This window comes from Colwellia sp. BRX8-9, assembly GCF_014077245.1.
Taxonomy (GTDB): domain Bacteria; phylum Pseudomonadota; class Gammaproteobacteria; order Enterobacterales; family Alteromonadaceae; genus Colwellia_A.
Map to the genome: position 1 here is coordinate 14,166 of NZ_JACGVN010000029.1, position 20,748 is coordinate 34,913.

18 protein-coding genes are annotated in these 20,748 nt (G+C 36.1%); 12 read left to right on the forward strand and 6 right to left on the reverse strand.

All coding sequences use genetic code 11. The features are described from left to right. The first annotated feature begins 39 nt into the window (after positions 1-39). From msbA to kdsB, 4 genes are read left to right on the forward strand one after another with little or no spacing between them, the layout of a single operon-like run. On the forward strand, positions 40-1,800 hold the full coding sequence (gene msbA / locus H4J70_RS18100; RefSeq protein WP_182215087.1) for a lipid A export permease/ATP-binding protein MsbA: 1,761 nt from the start codon (positions 40-42) through the stop codon (positions 1,798-1,800). Positions 1,801-1,821: 21 nt separating this feature from the next. After that, the gene (lpxK, locus tag H4J70_RS18105; protein ID WP_182222054.1) at positions 1,822-2,910 is read left to right on the forward strand and encodes a tetraacyldisaccharide 4'-kinase; all 1,089 of its coding nucleotides are present in this window, start codon (positions 1,822-1,824) and stop codon (positions 2,908-2,910) included. Positions 2,911-2,943: 33 nt separating this feature from the next. Beyond that, positions 2,944-3,123: a Trm112 family protein gene (locus H4J70_RS18110; protein WP_070376055.1), complete on the forward strand. Its 180-nt coding sequence runs from the start codon at positions 2,944-2,946 to the stop codon at positions 3,121-3,123. A gap of 22 nt (positions 3,124-3,145) precedes the next feature. After that, positions 3,146-3,925 (forward strand): 3-deoxy-manno-octulosonate cytidylyltransferase, encoded by a 780-nt coding sequence (gene kdsB, locus H4J70_RS18115; protein ID WP_182222055.1) that lies wholly within the window; start codon positions 3,146-3,148, stop codon positions 3,923-3,925. A gap of 76 nt (positions 3,926-4,001) precedes the next feature. Here kdsB and pepN read toward each other — a convergent pair whose 3' ends face one another. After that, entirely contained in the window at positions 4,002-6,704 is a 2,703-nt protein-coding gene (pepN, locus tag H4J70_RS18120; RefSeq protein ID WP_182222056.1) for an aminopeptidase N, read from the reverse strand. A 466-nt stretch (positions 6,705-7,170) separates the two neighbouring features. Here pepN and H4J70_RS18125 point away from each other — a divergent pair, with 466 nt between their 5' ends. Together H4J70_RS18125 and H4J70_RS18130 are read left to right on the forward strand one after the other, a co-directional pair. After that, positions 7,171-8,610, forward strand: a complete 1,440-nt coding sequence (locus H4J70_RS18125; protein ID WP_220465288.1) for a hypothetical protein — start codon at positions 7,171-7,173, stop codon at positions 8,608-8,610. A gap of 181 nt (positions 8,611-8,791) precedes the next feature. Beyond that, the gene (locus H4J70_RS18130; RefSeq protein ID WP_182222057.1) at positions 8,792-10,189 is read left to right on the forward strand and encodes a hypothetical protein; all 1,398 of its coding nucleotides are present in this window, start codon (positions 8,792-8,794) and stop codon (positions 10,187-10,189) included. A 67-nt stretch (positions 10,190-10,256) separates the two neighbouring features. Here H4J70_RS18130 and H4J70_RS18135 read toward each other — a convergent pair whose 3' ends face one another. After that, entirely contained in the window at positions 10,257-11,360 is a 1,104-nt protein-coding gene (locus H4J70_RS18135; RefSeq protein ID WP_182215079.1) for a 1-acyl-sn-glycerol-3-phosphate acyltransferase, read from the reverse strand. Between the two features lie 313 nt (positions 11,361-11,673). Between H4J70_RS18135 and hpf the strand changes: the two genes are divergently transcribed. Then, positions 11,674-12,030, forward strand: a complete 357-nt coding sequence (gene hpf / locus H4J70_RS18140; protein ID WP_070376060.1) for a ribosome hibernation-promoting factor, HPF/YfiA family — start codon at positions 11,674-11,676, stop codon at positions 12,028-12,030. 123 nt (positions 12,031-12,153) lie between these two features. Continuing rightward, on the forward strand, positions 12,154-12,567 hold the full coding sequence (gene arfB, locus H4J70_RS18145) for an alternative ribosome rescue aminoacyl-tRNA hydrolase ArfB (protein WP_070376061.1): 414 nt from the start codon (positions 12,154-12,156) through the stop codon (positions 12,565-12,567). Here arfB and H4J70_RS18150 read toward each other — a convergent pair whose 3' ends face one another. The 3 genes from H4J70_RS18150 to lepB form a co-directional block, all read right to left on the reverse strand. Further along, positions 12,568-13,338: a peptidylprolyl isomerase gene (locus tag H4J70_RS18150; RefSeq protein WP_182251605.1), complete on the reverse strand. Its 771-nt coding sequence runs from the start codon at positions 13,336-13,338 to the stop codon at positions 12,568-12,570. It lies immediately after the preceding gene. Positions 13,339-13,618: 280 nt separating this feature from the next. After that, positions 13,619-14,713: an HDOD domain-containing protein gene (locus H4J70_RS18155; RefSeq protein WP_182251606.1), complete on the reverse strand. Its 1,095-nt coding sequence runs from the start codon at positions 14,711-14,713 to the stop codon at positions 13,619-13,621. Positions 14,714-14,861: 148 nt separating this feature from the next. Then, complete coding sequence (lepB, locus tag H4J70_RS18160) at positions 14,862-15,524, reverse strand: signal peptidase I (protein WP_182251607.1); 663 nt, start codon at positions 15,522-15,524, stop codon at positions 14,862-14,864. Between the two features lie 413 nt (positions 15,525-15,937). On the opposite strand from lepB, the gene H4J70_RS18165 reads away from it, so the two are divergent. The 4 genes from H4J70_RS18165 (at position 15,938) to H4J70_RS18180 (ending at position 19,194) form a co-directional block, all read left to right on the forward strand. Next, entirely contained in the window at positions 15,938-16,486 is a 549-nt protein-coding gene (locus H4J70_RS18165; protein ID WP_182215072.1) for an RNA methyltransferase, read from the forward strand. 282 nt (positions 16,487-16,768) lie between these two features. Beyond that, a complete protein-coding gene (locus H4J70_RS18170; RefSeq protein WP_070376065.1) occupies positions 16,769-16,975 on the forward strand; it encodes a cold-shock protein in 207 nt (68 codons plus the stop codon). A gap of 119 nt (positions 16,976-17,094) precedes the next feature. Further along, positions 17,095-18,219, forward strand: coding sequence for a cell division protein ZapE (gene zapE / locus H4J70_RS18175; protein WP_182251608.1), 1,125 nt, complete (start codon positions 17,095-17,097; stop codon positions 18,217-18,219). Positions 18,220-18,384: 165 nt separating this feature from the next. After that, complete coding sequence (locus H4J70_RS18180; RefSeq protein WP_182222068.1) at positions 18,385-19,194, forward strand: DUF2884 family protein; 810 nt, start codon at positions 18,385-18,387, stop codon at positions 19,192-19,194. 128 nt (positions 19,195-19,322) lie between these two features. Here H4J70_RS18180 and H4J70_RS18185 read toward each other — a convergent pair whose 3' ends face one another. Beyond that, the gene (locus H4J70_RS18185; RefSeq protein WP_182251609.1) at positions 19,323-20,549 is read right to left on the reverse strand and encodes an EAL and HDOD domain-containing protein; all 1,227 of its coding nucleotides are present in this window, start codon (positions 20,547-20,549) and stop codon (positions 19,323-19,325) included. Positions 20,550-20,748: the final 199 nt, after the last annotated feature.

Genomic DNA, 20,748 nt, shown 5'->3' on the forward strand with positions numbered 1-20,748 from the left:
GGATATGAATAATTAATCGCGAAGTCACAGAGAGACTGAATGTTAGCAAGTAAAAGCAAAGTAGCCGCACAAGCCACAACGTGGCAAAATTTTAAACGCTTAATGAGTTATGCCAAACCTTACAAAGCAGGGTTTGTCATCGCTATATTAGGGATGCTTGGCTATGCCGGTATCGACACTTTATTTTTCTCGCAGTTACAGCCATTAATCGATGATGGTTTAACTGATGCTAATCCTAACTTTATGAAGTGGGCCCCACTTTTTGTTATTGTTTGTTTTATTATCCGAGGTATCTGCCATTTTTTTGGTAATTATTGTTTAGCTTGGGTGGGTAATAATGTCGTTACCGATTTAAGACAAAATTTATTCGAACACATTATGGCGCTACCGGTGACTTTTCATGATAAAGAGTCTACTGGAACGTTAATCTCTAAACTGACCTTTGATACCGAGCAAGTCCTTAATGCAACCAGTAAAGCGTTGCTTACCTTAGTACAACAAGGTGCTATGGTGATTGGCTTTCTCGCGGTTATGTTTTACAACAGTTGGCAGTTATCAGCAATATTCCTCCTTATAACTCCTATCATCGCTATTATTGTTACTGTGGTTTCGAAACGTTTTCGCCAAGTTAGTAAAAAAATTCAAAATGCGATGGGAGAAGTCACTTCTGCTGCCGAGCAGACCTTTAACGCTCATAAGGTTGTCTTAACCTTTGGCGGGCAAGAACGTGAATTCGAACGTTTTGGTCAGATAAATAAACATAATCGCCAACAGCGCATGAAAATGGTGGCCACAAAATCTTTCAGCGTACCCTTAATACAAATTATCGCTTCTTTTGCGTTAGCGTTTGTACTTTACGTTGCCAATTTAGAAAGTATGAAAGCAAGCTTAACGCCAGGGATTTTCATAACGGTGATTACTTGTATGACTATGCTACTGAGACCTTTAAAGTTACTAACTACGGTTAACAGTGACTTTCAAAATGGTATGGCGGCTTGTGTCAGTATTTTTGCAGTGCTTGACCAAGAAAATGAAAAAGACACGGGCCAACAATCACTTGAGAAAGCCAAAGGAACACTTGCTTTTGAACAAGTTGATTTTTCTTATACTAACGACGAAAAATTAGCGCTTACTCAACTAAGCTTTACCGCGAATGCTGGAGAAACAGTAGCTTTGGTTGGTCGCTCGGGGAGTGGTAAATCAACCGCCAGTGCAATTTTACTGCGCTTCTATGATGCAACAGCGGGTAAAGTATTAATTGATGGAAAAGACATTACCTCATACAAGTTGAAAGACTTACGTGCTCAGTTTGCTTATGTTTCTCAGCAAGTGGTATTATTCAATGACTCTATCGCTAATAATATTGCCTATGGTAAACCCAGCGCCAGTCGTGACGAAGTTTTAGCTGCGGCTAAAAGTGCTCATGTGCTTGAGTTTGCAGAAAATATGGTTGATGGAATAGATACTAATATTGGTGATAATGGTGCTTTACTTTCTGGTGGACAACGCCAACGTGTTGCTATCGCTCGAGCATTATTGTGTGATGCACCTTTTTTAATTCTTGATGAAGCAACCAGTGCATTAGATACCGAGTCAGAACGTCATATTCAAGATGCTTTGCAAGTTTTACAAAAAGATCGTACCTGTATTGTTATTGCTCATCGCTTGTCTACCATTGAAAATGCCGATAAAATTATCGTTATGGAACAAGGGAAAATTCTTGAACAGGGCGATCATCAAACATTATTAGCAAAAGAAGGTGCTTATGCAAAATTACACAACTTTCAATTTAGCGAATAAAATGACGGTTGAGATTTTGCTATGCGCTTAATTGAAAAGGTTTGGTTTTTTCAACACCCAGCAAAATGGCTGCTCGTGCCGTTCTTGTTACCGTTAACCGTTATTTTTTGGTTGCTATCCGCGTTACGACGAAAATGCTATCAACTGTATTTTTTTAAATCTTTTGGTATCGACATCCCTGTTGTGGTGGTGGGTAATATTGGTATTGGTGGTAACGGAAAAACACCGGTGGTTTTGTACTTAATTAAGCAATGCTTAGCACAAAACATGAAAGTTGGCGTTATTAGTCGAGGTTATGGCGGACAAGCACCGCACTATCCCTATTTACTCAATGCAAGCAGTAGCGCAGCTGAAACAGGCGATGAGCCTTTATTAATTTATCAACGCCATGGTATTCCTGTTGTGGTTGGCGGCGATCGAGTGGCGAGTGCCAGGTTGTTAATGCAGCAAGGCTGCGACGTTATTATTGCTGATGATGGTTTACAACACTATCGCTTAGAACGAGATTTTGAGCTTATTGTTATTGACGGTAAACGCGTGTTTGGAAATGGCTTGTTATTACCCGCAGGGCCATTACGTGAAGGTTTATGGCGTTTAAAAACAGTCGACGCGCTTATCTTTAATGGCGCAACGCCAACCGATAATAAAGTCTATCCAGTCGGTATACCACAAATAACAATGACTTTAATGGCAAAAATGGTGGTCAATGTTAAAACCAAGCAGGAACTATCATTAACTGATTTTTATCAACAGTTTAATGATAACGAAAGTCAAACTAAGTGTATCAATGCTATCGCCGGTATTGGTGACCCTAGCCGTTTTTTTAAAACCTTAGTTGATAGTGGTTTTAGTCTTGAAGCATCGGTAGGTTTCAAAGATCATCAGCATTATAATGAAGCACAATTTGTCAGTTTTTCTGACGATATTCCACTTTTGATGACAGAAAAAGACGCGGTAAAATGTACGTCTTTTGCTAAAAATAACTGGTGGTATTTACCGGTTGATGCCCATATTGAAAATAAACAAATAACGCCATTTTTAGATGCGCTATTTGACAAAGTAAAAGCAGATAAACTGAGCCGTATTAAGGCTAGATTCACGCTAAGTTAACTAATAAATAAACTGATAAATAAGAGAATAAACATGGCATTTGACGTAAAACTAATGGAAATATTAGCTTGTCCAGCATGCAAGGGCAAACTTGATTACAATAAAGAACAACAAGAATTGATCTGTAGATTCGACCGCCTTGCTTACGCTATTGAAAAAGGTATTCCGGTCTTGTTAGAAAGTGAAGCGCGCCGTATTACTGAAAATGACTAATTAAATATATTTGGAGAATTAAATGTCTTTTATTGTTGTAATACCTGCTCGGTTTGAGTCGTCTCGTTTACCGGGAAAAGTGTTAGCCGATATTAATGGTAAGCCGATGATCCAATGGGTTGTTGAAAAAGCCCAGCAAAGCGGTGCTAGCCAAGTGATTGTCGCCACTGATAATAAGCAGGTTGAAGAAGCGGTATTAGCATTTGGTGGCGAGGTTTGTAAAACTCGTGCCGATCATCAATCGGGTACCGAACGTCTAGCCGAAGTGATGAACATTTATAACTTTGACGATGATCAGGTTATCGTTAATGTTCAGGGGGATGAGCCTTTTATTCCCGCTGAAAATATTGCTCAAGTTGCCAGAAATTTAGCAGACCAGCAAAGAACAAACCAACAACAAGCTAGAATGGCGACACTTGCTGTGCATATCCATGACGTTGAAGAGGCTTTTAATCCTAACGCGGTTAAAGTGTTAACAGATAAACACGGTTATGCGATGTACTTTAGCCGTTCGACGATCCCTTATGACCGAGATCGCTTTCTTAATGAGGAAAGTCCCGCCGCTATTGGCGATTTTTACTTACGCCATATTGGTATCTACGCCTATCGCGCTGGGTTCATTAAAGATTACGTGCAATGGCCGGCCAGTCAATTAGAGCAAATTGAGTCTTTAGAACAACTGCGCGTATTATGGCAAGGTGAAAAAATTCATGTTGCGGTAGCAGAAACTCGTTTAGCGGTTGAAGGGGTTGATACGCCAGAAGACCTAGAAAAAGCTAGAGCTTACGCTTTAACGCTTTAATTTTTTATAAAATTAAATAGAATAAAAAAAGGCCTTATGTTTTCACATAAGGCCTTTTTATTACGCTAACGAAATATTATTTTAATAGTTCAAGCGCTTTAACACAGCGACCAATTTGTTGATGGCTAGCTTTGACTGTCTTTAACACTTGTGGCTTCATACCACTGTAGTCTTTAATCAGTTGCGCTAATTCTGCTTCACTGACTGCATTACATTGTGTCGGCAACATGCTACCGGCAAAAGATTCTAATAAACCTAAATCACTTCCTTCATTTAATTTAGGAATGTGTGCGAGAATTTTAGCTTTATAAGGCGCTTCTAAAGCTTGTTGCTCACCAGGGAATAAACCCCACATAATATAACGAAGGGTAGAAAGTTTTAGTTTGTCAGGGTTATTAATAACGATGTTAAACCATTTTTCTTTAACTTCAGCCTCAGGTCGAATAACTTCTGCATAAATAGCACTTTTAACACCTGAATCGGTAATGTCTTTTTTGGCTTCAGTGCTCAATAATGCTTGGTAATTACCATGTTGGTAACGGTTCATTTTAGCAATTAATGTCCAGCGCTTGTCTTGATCTATGGTAATACCATCAAAACTTTTTTCACCGTTCAAAATGTTTTGTAAGTGATTTAAATGCTTAGTTGTTTTCGTTACACCAACATAACGGCCATACCAAAGTTTTTGGAAGTCTGAACCCGCTTCGGCATTTTCTAATAAACGTAAGTATAAGTTTTCAACGTCCATATAAAGCGCTGTATAATCTTTTTGCTCTAAACGTGTTGCAACAGTTAGGAAGCCTAAAGCCGAGGTTAACGTACTCGCAATTTTACGTGATACGTTATAATCGCTTTCACCTTCAATATTAGCCATGGCAAACGTTACCAACTGGTCAGCGGCTAAATTTGCATCGTTGACGCTGTCAGACAAACTCTGCCATAGCATTAAGCGCATAGTGGGGTTATCAATCGCATTAATGTGTTGTTGTGCCGATGCCAATGACTTTTCATCAAGATCTACTTTTACGTAACCCCAATCGGCTTCGTTTGGATAAACCAAATCAGGACATGCTTGACCTATCACGGCCTTAATCTCAGTGGTCGCACCTTTATACATAATAGGTGTTGCAGAGGTTAAGTTCATCGCATTACCATCAGCACTAACATTGTATAAACCTATTTGAACACGTTGTTCACGTAATGTTGGGTAACCTTCTGGTGCTGTTTGGTTTATTGCAAACGCGCTAATCTTACCGTCACTACATTGGTAATTAACTTTGATGGTGTTTAAGCCTGCATTATATAACCAGTCTTGTGTCCACTGGGTCATATCTTTACCTGCAGCTTTGCCTAATTCACCGATAAAATCTTCTAAATCAGTATTTTGGTAAGAAAACTTTTTCAAGTAATTGCTGACACCAATACGGAAATTCTCTTCACCTAAATAATAAGGCAACTGCTTTAATACTGATGCGCCTTTACCGTAGGTAATACCGTCAAAATTTGATAAAGCAACACCCGTAGAAGCAACCGGTAGTTCTATCGCATGAGTGTTCACTGAGTCATCAGTGCGGTAAGCCCATTGTTTAGTACCAGAGTAGAATACATCCCAGTTGTTCTCAAAGTCGCTGGCTTCTGCAATAGCTAAGTTGGCCATATAAGTAGCAAAACTTTCATTTAACCATAAGCCGTTCCACCAGCGCATGGTGACTAAATCACCAAACCACATGTGTGCCATTTCATGAGCAATAACATTAGCAAGACTCATACGAGCACTGGTTGATTTCTCTCCACGTGCAATATAGCCTTCATTGAATGTAACCGCAGCAACGTTTTCCATAGCACCGGCATTAAAGTCAGGTGCGACAATTTGGTCATATTTGCCAAAAGGGTATTGCACATCGAAGTACTTATTGAAGAAGGCAAAACTTTGTTTGGTTGGAATAAACCATTCGTCAGTTTTAACGTATTCGGCTAAACTTTGACGAGCAAATAAACGCAATTTCATCCCTTCAAAATCATCTTCCCATACAGCGTAATTACCTGCATGAAGAGAGAAAACATAAGAAGAGAATCTTGCTGAAGCAGGAAATGACCATACTTTGTTATCACCGTTTTCGCTAATAGTTGTTTCGCGAGTGGCGCTAATTATTTGCCAATGAGCGGGAGCGGTCACTTGTATTTCGTAGCTGGCTTTTAAATCAGGTTGATCAAAGTGAGGAAATAATCGGTTCGCGTCATAAGGTTCAAAATCGGTGTATAAGTAAACTTCACCATTTTTAGGGTCAACAAAACGATGGAAACCAGAGCCGTCAGTAGAGTAAGGACGCTGGTAATCTATAGTAATACTTTGCTTACCCGCAGTTAACTCGCTAGCAGGAATAGTGATAAACCATTTTTCATAGCTAAACTTAACTACTTTGCCATTAACTTTTAATGACTTTATAGTACCTTCATCAAAATCTATGGTTAAATCATTTTGATTGTTCTCTACTAAGTCAAAGAGTAATTCGGTAGAGCCAGAAAAACTTTCGCTTTTATTATCAATCGTCACACTTAACTTATAGCTAACGTTGCTGACTTGTTTAGCACGCATCTCAGCATAAACTGCTTCAAGTGATTCACTTTGAGTGCGTAATAAACTTGTTTGTTGTTGTACGGTTTCAGCGACTGCTGAGTCGCTTGCTGTGTCTGCTTTTTCACAGCCCATCAGTGCAACACTTGAGCCAATAATAGCAATGGACAGCGCCTTAGCTATTTGAGATTTATTTAATGTCATTTACCCAGATCCTACTTTATTATTTTTAAGATTTCCTAGTGGAAACACTTTTCATTGTAAATACCTCAGTATTTATATCATATAAGCGGGGGAAATTTACTTCAGTCATCGCGTAAATAATGGAGTTGATCGAATTTCAACTGATTTTTAACAAGGCTTGCTTTTTATCAACTTATTTTTATCTACTTTTTTAATTAAAACAGAGTGGTATTAGTATTTTCTTAGTATTTATTCATGTCAAATAAGTGTTGTTTGTTATTCACTTTTTATTGTTTTTGTTTGCTGCTTTATGTCAAAAGTTAATTGTGCTGAGTAATATTGATCAACGCGATGAGCATTTATTGTAATAAGGAGATTAAAATGCCGACGTTCATCTTATTTTCTATCTGTTCAAACGAATAAACCTTGTAAGGGGACGTTACTTCTCTTTATTATAATCAGGAGCCATTAATCAAAAGAAATAATAATGAACATAAAAAGAACCCTAACAAGCATCGCAATAATAAGTACTATGGCCCTTTCTGGTCATAGTTATGCAGATACCGCTGAAAAAGATCAAGCAAAGAAAGTTTCATCATCAACCTGGCTAAATTTATCTGAAAGTGAGTTAGTTGCCGTTGAAAAATATGCGACCGATTACAAAACTTTTATTTATCAAACACCAACAGAATTGACCTTTGTTACAGAAACTATAAAACGTGCTGAGAAACAAGGTTTTAAGCGTTTGTCTGAAAAAAGTAACTTAAAGCCAGGTGCTCGTTTTTATGACGTCAATCGTGACCGTACTATTTCATTAATTGTTATTGGTAAAAAAGGCCTTGAGCAAGGTACTCGTATTGTTGGCGCTCATATTGATTCACCTCGCCTAGAACTTAAAGGACGACCGCTTTATGAAAAAGAGAAGTTTGCTATGCTGCAGACTTATGTTCATGGTGGTATTAAAACCTATCAATGGGTCAATATCCCTTTAGCGCTGGTTGGCCGCGTTGACAAAAAAGACGGGACAGTTGTTAATATCTCTGTTGGCTTTGATGAAAACGATCCTATTTTTATGGTACCTGATTTAGCCCCGCATGTTGATCATCCAAACAGGGATCGTAAAAGTCGTGATGTGATCAAGAAAGAAGAACTTGATGTTATTATCGCAGCTAAGCCTGACTTAGATAAATCAATAAAAGAATTAATTACCGATTTCTTAAAAACAGAGTATGACATTTCAATCGAAGATTTAGTGTCTGCTGAATTAGCCTTAGTACCAGCAACTAAGCCTCGCGATGTTGGCTTTGATCGCAGCATGATCGCTGCTTATGGCCAAGATGATAAGGCAAGCTCTATTGCCGCTGTTACTGCCATCTTTGAACAGAAAATTCCAGAGTATACCTCAGTTGCCTTTTTAGTGGATAACGAAGAAGTGGGCAATATTAATAATACCGGGGCAAGCTCAACTTATCTTGTTGATATGTTAAGTGGCTTGTTATACAACCAAATGGGTGACGATTATAACGATTACCAGTTACGTAAAGTTTTGCGTAATACCAAAGTTATTTCAGCGGATGTTAACCCGGGTGTTAATCCTAACTGGGCTGGTGTTTGGGAATTAGGCAATGCGCCACGTTTAGGTAACGGTATTAACTTGAAACTTTACGGTGGTGGTTTTAATGCTAACTCAGAGTACATGGCATGGACGCGTAATTACTTAGATAATAATAAAATCAAATGGCAAACATCGACTTATAAAGGTAAAGCTTCTGGCGGAACTATTGGTAGCGATTTGTCTAATGACAATATGGAAGTAATTGATTTTGGTGTACCCATTTTGTCAATTCACTCTCCTTATGCGGTAGGTTCAAAAGTTGACTTATATTCATTATATAAAGCTATGTCGGCTTTCTATCAGCAAAAATAAACTTAACACTTAATTTCAATATCAAAAGATCAGCATTTGCTGATCTTTTTTCTTTATATAAAGCTAAAATATCATTTTTTATAATGAATACAAGACTCGATGATATTAGTGCTTTAAGTCTTAGTGGTGATTACTTTATAATTACTGTAATGGATCGCTAAACTTAGGAAGAATTCTTGATATGCTATTAAAATTATTTCAGCTACAAAACCGCCCAATAAACTCATTGTTAAACAATTATAAAAAAACACTTTTATTACTGCCTATCTTTTTGGGTATACAAGCATGTGGAGGAGGTGGTGGCAGCGATAATACGACCCCAACAGCGCCAAAAAGTTATGCTTTTTCATTAACGTCTACACTGACCAATAAATGTGGCGAAAAACTACCGTTTGTTGATGTTGAGTTGTTTATTCAAAATAATGATTGGAGTGTTGTTACAAAGTTACAGCCAAACGATGATGGACTTTTTAGTTTTTTATCAGACAATGAACTCATCAATTACACACTTGTTGCTAAAACTCAGCAAGAAGGAAAAGTGGAAGGTTTAGATTTTGTTAGCTTTCATCAGGTAAAAGCAACAACGCCCGCCATTTATCAGGCAGAACATATCAGTAAAGTTGTTGATGCTAATTGTGAATGTATCACTCGAAATGTTGAAGTGTCACATACCCCTATCTCTGATATTACCCAAGTAACCAGCTCAGCAACATTTACCAGCACTGAAGCTGTAGACTCACAACGCACTAACTTTATTAATGTTGAAGCTTGCCGAGCAATTGATGGCGCTTGGCCACTACATTCTTTCTCGCTTGTTGGTACTGGAAATAACAGTAACGTTCTGGGTGCTGCTGGCTTTATTGATGATTTTAGTCAAACAGCCGTTAATAGCGACAATCAAGCTGTATGGCAACTTTCAGCTTTCGCCGCTATTGAACAAATTGGCTTAAATAAAAATCATCAGCCTTTTACAACACAACAGTTATTTTTAGGGCAGGCGCATTTTGCAACAAGAGTTCTTGAAGATGATAACTCAGTTGATTTATTTAATAGCCATCTTTATGTTTCAGAAACTGTTTATCAATCAAATGCTGAGGTTATTTTATCTGAAACTGATTCTGCCTTTGGTCAAATAAAAATATCGAGCCAGCACCAAGTTATTTCTTCAGCTTTTAACACTAGTTTTGCCTTAGCGGCTGCAACGAAAAAACCAGATGTTGATGATATTTATTTCTCAGAAATCAAATCAGACTGGAGTTATGATTACAGTAATGTTGCTAATTATCCTTTGGCTATAATTACCGTCAATTATCAAGCTTACCACCCCGAAAATAATACACCTATGCCAGCTAAATGGACAAGTTATGGGCGAATTACTGGTCAATTACCCGTAACTACAGCTTTACCTGGTTATGAAGGTATTATTAATGATGAGACCCTTGTATTGGGTACCAGTACAGATTTGGTACAAAGTGAAGATACTGATAAATATGAAAATTATTTATTGTATTATCAAAATGAAAATAATAACTCTTTTGCTAATAATGTAAAAAATTATCACATATCAATAAAAAAATAAGGTTATCTTTATATGAAAACGGCGCTATAAAGCGCCGTTTTTTATTAATACACGTTACTGTTAGCCATTAATCTACTGCTTGTTTCGCTCTAACAGGATTTGCATACATAGTTAATAACCAATGCTGCTGCTGTTCAGTTAAATCAGACATCCTGCTATTTAACTGATTCATTACGCTTTGCTTAATGTCATCTTGCTGGTGAAGCTGGGCATAAGCCGTTAAGTTGCTGTCATATAATTTATAGTTACTGATAATCTCTTTATCAATAGCTTTTGCAACGGCTTTACTATCGGCATAGTCGCCTTTAATCGCGTGGCAGAACTCAACATGAACACGACCTTTTTTCCCCATTAACCCTTGTGTAATACTATTTAAGTCTTCGTTTTCTTTCTTTTTATAACACCCCGTTGCTTCTCGTTCTGCAAGTTCGATGGCTTTATCTCTATCACAGGGATCAAATTCATACGAAATTGAAACAGGTACAATATTAATTTCATTTAAATAGTCTGCAAGCGGCGTTTGCTTGTCTTTGTTTAGTAATAACATTGAAATTAAAGCCGAGTTGGTTTTGTCTATCCCGTCTTTAGCACGACCTTCTCGCTGCGCTATCCAGATGTTTTGTTGGCGCTCATAAACTGTATGGTGAATATAGGCTGATAATTGCTTTGACGCATTGAGCATGGCACGTTTTGACTCTTCACTGCGTTTAACAATGAAGCTTTTGTTAATACGCATTAAGTCAGCAACCCAAGGTTGATGCAATAAGTTGTCGCCAACTGCTGCCTCAACGGTATTAATGCCGCTGTTGTACAACGCCCAATTAATTAATGCGACATCAAGTACTATGTCTCTATGATTACTGATAAACAGCATAGGTTTACTTGTATCAATTTTCTCTAAACCATGAAAAGTAAAACCATCGGTACTTTTTTTTACTAGGTGATGCAAGTACTTTGCTACTTCACGTTGAATGTCTTCGATGTTATGAAACTTACTCACGCGTAACTTTAACGTCCATTTTACCACTGAGCGACAAATTACCGGTAGAAGCTTGTACAGTCGAGGCATTTTAAAACTAGCAATAGAAGAAAGTAGCCCTTGGTCATTAATCAGTTTTCGGATCACAGTTGCAACCTCATCATCACGATAAGGGCGAATATCATCAAACATGTAAGGTCTCTTTACTGCTTAACAGCGATTAATTAACTTAAAAATTGGCGGATATTATAACCGCTTTTTAAATGAAAAGACTCCTATTGTTTATGCTTTACTTTTTTAAATAATATAATTTCATTAGCTTAGGGGTAAATAATAATATTAATATAAAAAATGAAGCAAAATCCAAATAAAATGTATAATTTTTGCTACAGTTAATTGTGTAAGCTCTTTTATGAATTAATTTATATTTTTTTCATACTAAGGCCTTGCGTTTTTCGACTTTACCCTCAAGTCTTAAATAGAGCAATAAACAAAAGGAATACCTATGAAAATAAATCTTTCAGGTCACCACGTAGATGTTACCGATGGTGTAAAAGAACATATCGATGAAAAATTCTTAAAAATTTCTAACCATTTTCCAACGCTGATCTCATTAGACATTATTCTTTCAAAAGAGCATGGAAAATATGGAGCAGAAATAACAACAAATTATGAAGGTGGTCGTATTGCTGTATCAGCAGAAGACGATGTCATGTTTCCCGCAATTGCTAGTGTAGCCAAAAAGCTTGATGCCGCACTTAAACATAGAAAAGGCCAATTAAAAGCAAATTTACACAGTAAGCCTGTTTCAGTTACGCCTGAAATTGCCCATGAGAAAGTTCAAGAAATGAATTTGAACTAATTTCAAAGTAGTTATACTTAAATGTTTACGGGAGCTATTGCTCCCGTTTTAGTTTCTAGCTTATTATTATCATTATGAATGGTATACTTAACGTGTGAATAAATAAGGTAGTAGAAGTAAAATATGTTGGCCCTTTCAAATAATGTCTGGTTAGATCAAAATGAACTCGAGTTAACCGCTATTCGTGCACAAGGGGCGGGAGGACAAAATGTCAATAAAGTATCATCAGCGATTCATTTACGCTTTGATATTAAGGCATCGTCTTTACCTGATTTTTATAAAGAACGTTTATTAGCATTAAAAGATAAACGTATCACTAAAGAGGGAATTTTAGTTCTCAAGGCGCAACAGTATAGAACACAAGAGAAAAATCGTGAATCTGCGCTTGAGCGTGTTGTTGAAGTGATTAAATCAGCAATGGTTATTCAAAAGGTTCGAAGAGAAACTAAACCATCAAAAAATTCCAAAAAAAGACGCTTAGCGGGTAAATCTCACCGCGGCAATGTAAAAGCACTCCGCGGCAAGGTCACTGACTAGTTAAGATATTTTCATTTTACGTCGTAAGCCGACTAAAGATAATGCCAGTAATGCAAAGTAGGATAAGCCACCGCCACCGCTACTATCACTTGAACTGCTCTCCTGATTAATCAGCGTATTTTTTACCGGAGATAGGCTTTCAGCCGTTGTGGTTGAACTATTTGAAATGGTAACAGTACGAATAGTTACAAAATTTTCATTTGCAGGTACAAAATTACTATTAGCACATTGCTCGTCGGTATAGTCTGGCATTGGTATACTTTGACAAATGGGTAACTGGGCTATTTTATCAATATTATCCATACCTTCAATCACTTCACCAAACACCGTGAAACCACCATTTTGTATATCTAAGTTAGCGCTATTATCTTTATAATTAATAAACCACTGACTGGTTGCACTATTAGGACTGTTTCCTACTTTTGCCATCGCGACAGTTGCTCTAACATTTGAATACAAGGGTTCATTTTCTACGGAACTATCGACATCAATGGCCGTTAATGGAAAGTTTCCGTTAAATTCAAAGCCTCCCGCTTGCATAATAAAGTTAGGCACTAAGCGATGAACAACAGTATTGTTGAAATCCCCGTCGTTAATGTACTTTAAAAAATTTTCTACTGTTTTAGGTGTGGTTTGATCGTGTAAGTTAATTTTGAAATTCCCTTGAGAAGTTTCAAATTCAACAATTGTCGCATTACTCGATACTGATAATAATGTCGCAATAGAAAATGCACCCGCTAGTACGAGTGATTTAGGAGAATTTTTATACATAGTAACCTTAAATTTATTAGGGATAATAATAGTTGAATACAATGCTAGAGATACTAAAAGTATTAGTCTAAAACAACAAGAGCTTTTCTTACCTGTAAATTTGATTTTGTGGTTGTAGCATTTTTTTTTAGCATATCAATGAGGCTATAAAAGAGGTGAGAACTGATAACGTATATCGTTATTAACGACATACGTTAAATAAATACCGGAATCATCGTCAGAAAAAGTATACCTTTTAAGCTGATGAACGTTATTACCTTAACAGCCCTCAATAGGTATTTTACTCAGTAGTCACTGGCAATACATTTAATGCATAGGCTTTAACTTGCTCATTTTTAAGTTGTTGGCAAGCGAGTTCATATTGCTCTTGATTGACTTTTTTATAACTATATAAACTTTGCAATTTACTGATAAAGCTCGCTTCTTCAATGAGCGTGGCTAAAGGGGATTTTATCAGTTGTTTATTTTCTTGCTGTTTAATAGTCTCAATGATCATTGGCGGTAAATTCCATTTTGAAACAATCGCGGCGGTTAAGCTAATCGAGTGATATGAAATTAAGGCTTTAAAGGTTTGAGAACTAGGTGTCGCGGATGGGTCAACATGATGAAACGCTTCAACCATTAAGTCGAAGATAATCATTTCGCCTAAATTCCTTAATAAGCCAATCAAATAGGCGGCAGAAGCATTATCTATATTAGAACTTTTGTCAGCTAAGTCTTTTGATATTAGAGCTGTTTGTAAAGCATGTTGCCAAATTTTAGTGCCAAAATATTTGAAATATGGCGTGTTTTTTGGGCTAAAATTATTAATAAACACATAAACAACGCCTTCTAGTAATCCTTGTGACCCCATCACCATAAAAGCTGACTTTAAACTGACTATCGGCACATCACTTCGACGGTATTTAGCCGTATTAGCGAGTTTTATCATGCTGGCCGCCATACTGGGTTCTTTCGCAATGATGTTTAAAATTTCATTAACATTAAAATTTTTGTTATTTATTGCTGTTAATACAGCATCAACAGAAGCTGGCATAACGGGAAGTTCAGAAATTAAATTTTGTGGGCGTAACAGTAAGTCATTTATTTGGTCAGCTACATAATCACTAAGAGGATCAATTTTATTGATATACTGAGTGTCGTCATCCCCAAACAATAAATCAAAAAACAACTTATCGTAATCTATTTCTTGATGATCCTTTATTTGACCAGCTAAGTTATCTATTTGTGAAAGAAACGGTTCCTGAGAGACTGATATATTAGCTGTGTTATTACTTTCTCCTTCACTTTTTAGCAGATGAAAATATTCATAGTTAGGTGTAGTTTTCTTAACAAAAGCTGAAGGGAAAATAGCTCTAAGAAGCGATCTAAACATGAAGGGGAATACCTTTATCAATTCACTGAATATATATATAAGTTTAGGTATAAATTCGTTTATTATCGAGATTAAAATAAAAAAGTCGTCTGAATTTACCTAATGTGATTTAAAATCTGAGCAAAAGGTACCAGTAGTTAACAAACATTTAAAGTGAATGAAAAAAACGATTAGTGCGTGGTAAAAAGTTATTATTATAATCTAGAGAAAAAGCGACTTGACTAGATTTGCCAACAATTTCCTTCCTTGGCACTAAGCCAATTACCCGTGAATCTGCACTATTATCTCGGTTGTCGCCCAGAACTAGATACTGACCAGTAGGCACTATAACTTGGTTGAAGTTATCCAATTGTGACGCCAACTTACTGGTTCGAATAAAATGTGGCTGGCCATTGATCGTCTCAATCTTGTCGTGATAATTGTTCGATGGCAGGTTTGTTGTTGATTCTTTTTTGTAGCTAATCACTTGGTTGTTTATAATTAATTTATTGTTTCTCATAGTAACTGTATCACCTGGAACACCAATTACACGTTTTACTAAACGTTTATCTGAGACCACTGAATCAAAAATAATGATGTCATTGGTTTGTGGTTCGGAAAGTGTAACAAGAGAAATATGAGTGAAAGGTAAGCGAATATCATAAGCCATTTTATTAATAAAAATTCTATCGCCTTCAACAATTGTTGGTTTCATTGAACCTGTAGGTATGTCACTCCAGTCAGCGACAGCGCTACGAAAAACTAACATTAAACCAATAAAAATAAATAATAACTTATTTTCTTTCCATAGTTTTTTGAGACTATTTTTCATTTTCTTTCCTTTTAAATATTGATGACACAGGTATAGTTATTAACAGAAAATCTTAGTTTATTATGACCATTATTTTTTGATTTGTTGCTTATGAAATGTAACGGATTATGACAACTGTACTGTTTGACAAGGAAAGAGCTCATGAATAATGCGTTAATAATAGCTTTGTATAATTTTTAAAAAGTAAACTTCGTTGGTCACTTCACTTGCTAGTGTGAAACTTATTTAGTGTTCATATCACTATAGGTTTCGAGCTTAAACTATGGGTCGCTAAGGTAGAATAGATAAAATCAAACGTTAACTTGAGAACAAATAAAAAATTATTATTTACTTGAATTTTTTATTAAAGCTAAGGAGAATTCCTGTAGAATTTACCTGTATTTGTAAAGTAACTAACCAAAACGATTATATTAATGACTAAAAAGATAAAAGTACCGTTAAAACATAAAAACGCTGAATCAGCTGAGATAACCTTAGGTTTAACCGATCCTAAAAGCCCAAGTAATGTCGGTGCTGTAATGCGCGCAGCAGGATGTTATCAAGTTGATAGCGTACTATACAGTGGTGTTAGGTATGCAAGAGCCGCGAAATTTCATACCGATACACAAAGTGCCAGTAAAAAAATACCTTTAATTGGTGTTGAATCTTTGGTGGAAAGTTTACCCGAAGGGAGCAAGCTAATATGTGTTGATTTAATTGAAGGAGCGGTGCCATTGCCGGCCTTCATTCACCCTAAAAATGCTATGTATGTGTTTGGCCCTGAAGATGGCACTATTAGTCAGGCTGTTATCGATAAAGCTGATGCTGTGGTATATATTCCAACGAATGGTTGTATGAATTTGGCAGCTACAGTAAATGTTTTACTTTATGACCGCTTAGCAAAGTCTGCAATAGCTATTGGTGACGATGAACTTATCCGAAAAAGTAGAGACACAAATAATACGGTAAAAGTGAAACAGTAAAGTGGCTTGTTGATAGTGTTAACCTAACGGTTTGTTCATAAAACAAACAAAAGAATTAATAAAGTCGATAAAAAACTTGACTCTTTCTGTCAACGATATACAATGCACGCAGCTAGAAAGTACTACCTATATTTATGTACCAAGTTTCGAAGTTATGTTAGTAGCTCGTCCTGTTTAATAAGTCATAGCAACACTCTCAGCATCATCGTTTTAGTGAATTAAATTTATTTAATGGCTAAAACAAAATTAAGATTAATTATATTAAACAAATAGGATACTATTATGTCTACAACTACTGGTACAGTAAAATGGTTCAACGAGTCTAAAGGTTTTGGTTTCATCGAGCAAGAATCTGGTCCTGACGTTTTCGCACATTTTTCTGCAATCTCTGGCGACGGTTTCAAAACTCTAGCTGAAGGCCAAAAAGTACAGTTTACTGTAACTCAAGGTCAGAAAGGTCCTCAAGCTGAGAACATTCAAGCTCTTTAATTTTGTATCTTGAGCTAACTTAGGTTACCTCATACAAATAAATTGCTAAAAAGGGTAAGACTTATGTCTCACCCTTTTTTTGTGGGAAAAATTTAGTTTCAACGTTTAAAACTTAAGATATGCTTTCAGCTTACCAAGCTCTATCTACTTCGAATAATTTTAAATATGATTATGCACAAGTTAATGCCGTTGCCAAACTTGATGATCTTTCTGAACAAATCTATCAACATGAGCGTAAATCTTGGCTTGCTAAACGACTAAAAAAATCGTCTGCTATTCGTGGTATTTATCTTTATGGGAGAGTCGGTCGTGGTAAAACCATGCTTATGGATCTCTTCTTTCAAAATTTAGCCGTTACAGCTAAAAAACGTATTCACTTTCATCGCTTTATTGAAGAAGTACACCAACAATTAAATTTATGTACAGGACAAAGTGATCCATTAACGTTTATTGCTAAGCAATGGGCTAAAAAGATCAAAGTACTGTGTTTTGATGAGTTTTATGTTTCAGATATTGGTGACGCTATGTTACTTTCTGGCTTATTTCAGGCGTTCTTTCAACAAGATATTATTTTAATCGCTACCTCTAACTGTCGACCCGAAGAACTTTATCGTAATGGATTACAGCGCGAAAGATTTATGCCTACCATAGATTTAATTAACGATTATTGCCAAGTGTTATCGGTTGATGGTGCTGTAGATCATCGCTTAGACCGTTATGATGAAACCGCAATCGCATATCGTGACTATACTTACCCATTAAATAACAAAACGCTTAGACAAAGGTTTTTAGATATTACGGGTATTGTAGGCACTTCAGGTAATATAACCGTTAACCACCGTAAAATCCCTTTTCAAGCGAAAACAGATACTATTATACTTTTTGATTTTTATGCACTATGTTCTGGTCCTAGAAGTCAGCGAGACTACATTAGCCTAGCTGATGATTTTAAATTAGTATTGCTTGACCAAGTTCCTCAATTTGATGGAGAGCGCATAACGTCTGTTATATCAGGCGTAGAAGATGACTATCAACGCGACGGTAAATTGTTAAGCCAACTTCGCCACTTAGATGATGAAGCTCGGCGCTTTATTGCTGTTGTTGATGAATTTTATGATAGAAATATACGACTTATTATTAATGCTGAAGTTGATATTATTGAGCTTTACCAAGGACAGCAATTAAGTTTTGAGTTTGCTCGCTGCCAATCCCGTCTCATTGAAATGCAACAATTAGCATATTAGCCACAAATGTGTTTATTTCACTAATAAATGGTATTTAATTTTCATTTTATTTTGTGATTTTCTTGTATCTTATTGAATTTTATTGATTTTACTAGTTGGCACTAGTTTTGTAATGTCTATATTAAGTTAGGCATTATTTAATCGATAACAATCGAAGGGCATAATATGAAAACACTCATCGCAACAGCACTTATATTGGCAAGCAGCAGTACGTTCGCTTCCACCGCATCTTTTACAAATGACTCATGCAATGCAACAATATCTGGTGGCATTAAAATTACACCAACCGCCATTGAATTCTCTAAAAGTAAACTGCCACTCTATAAAATTGTTGATAATGAACGATTATATGTCAATGGTGTTCAAGTTGACTTAACAGATAATCAGCAATCCTTGGTTCATGATTACTCGTCTGGCATTAGGGCTGCAGTTCCACAAGTAAAAAGTGTTGCATTGGATGCTATTGATCTTGCGAATGACGGCATTAACTTAGCGTTTAATGAGTTACTAGGCCAAGATAATACGCTCAGTGCTGAAATTACTAGTCAACTTTCAGAGATACGTAAAGAAGTTGATCTGGGCTTAACCAGTGATAATGACATTTATTTTGATGAGGATGGTTTTTCAGGAGAAAACTTTTTCAACGAAGATTTTGAGCAACGTATTGAAAGTGCAATAGAAAAGACGGTGCAAAATTCGATTGGTAGTTTAATGATAGCGGTAGGGCAACAGATGCTTTTCTCTGGTGGCGATATGAACGCTTTTGAATCTCGTATGGAGGATTTCGGTGAAAAAATGGAAAACGAAATGGAATCTCGTGGTGAACAAATTAAAAAAAGTAGTGAAGTACTTTGTCAATCTGTTGTCGACATCGATGCACTTGAAGACAGGTTAACTAACGAAATAATAGTGTTAAAAGACTTTAATTTATTAACCACTACAGTTTCATCTAAAAACGCTAAAGAACTTATGTAATTTTAACTAAATACGGATAAACTTCTCTAGCGCCTATTATAGCATGGGTGTGTCTTTCTCTAATCATTGACAATAAACAAGTAAACAATTTTGTTACTTGTTTTTTGTCAATCGACCCATTAACTTAATTAACTGCCATTTGTCATCTGTGACTGCTCGTCAGCCCAAGAAAGTGCTTGGTTGTAATCTCTAATGACTTTTTCCTTTTCTATACCTAACTTCTTCATAACAATAGTGGTTTCATCCCATTGTGCATGTTCTATGTACTCTAATAACTGGATTAATTCAGCCAAGACACCTTTCTTAGTGAGTAAAGAAACCTTTATCTCTTGCGCAAGTGGTAACTTTTCTAAAACAGTTTCAAGTTTTTCATCTAAAATGGCATCAATTAATGATAATAAGCCCGTTAAGAAAGCAATAGATGAATCTATTGGAGCATTAATATCCTTTGAGACAAGTTCACAAAATTTAGCACGAGCCATCGCTGAATTAATTAACTCTGAAGGTTTGTCAGGGTTAACATTTATAGCAAACATCAAACCTAAAAATCGCTTTAATTCTTGTGACCCTAGTGTTACAAGTGCTTGTTTTATTGTTGATATTTCATTGCGTCTGCGAAATATTGCCGAGTTAACATATCTTAATAGTTTATAAGAAAGTGTTACATCGCGTTCAAAGACTGAAGTAATACTGATTAAATCTAATTCGGGTTTTGATGTTTCATAAAGTAACTCAGCCATGGCAATCTGTGATGGAGAGAGACTTTTAGTTTTTATCATCTCAGGCTTAGCAAAGAAAAAACCTTGGAATAGTTCAAAGCCTAATTCTAGTGCTTGATTATACTCGTCGTAAGTTTCAACTTTTTCTGCAAGCAATTTAATATCAGGGAAATTAGTAATCGCTTGTTTAACTTCTTTAATTTCTTCAATAGTGGATATTTGCCAATCTATTTTTATTATTTTGATATAAGGGAAAAAATGTATCCACACTTTTTTATGTTCATAATCATCTAGCGCTAATGTATAACCTTGTTCATAAAGGTCTTTGCAAATAGCTAATAGCTTTTTACCCGGCTTAACGGTTTCAAGAATTTCAACGACAACTTCATCAGTGGTCAGCATATTTGCGTAACCAAGACTTAATGTTTCAAGGGTAAAATTAATAAAGGCGGGCTTATTACCAGTAAATTCTCCTATACCTAAGTTAAATTTACTTGCTTCAATCATTTTTGTGGTGGCTTCATCGCCATCAATATCAGGAAAAACGTTGTCAATGCTGTCTCTAAATAGCAATTCATAGGCAAAAAGATTTTTGTCTTTATCTAGAATGGGTTGCCTGGCGGCATAAAAATACATAAAAGTTCCTGATCTTTTCGTAACTATATTGAATATATTTGAAAAAGGAGAAATTAGCATCAACTATTTTTATATATTAGTTACTGGCATAAAAACATTACATGGATAATACCTTTAATATAGTTGAAAAGAATAAAAGTATAGTAATAGCAAAATATCTAGTCATACTAGCTTATTCTATTTTTTGCTTAGTAACAGA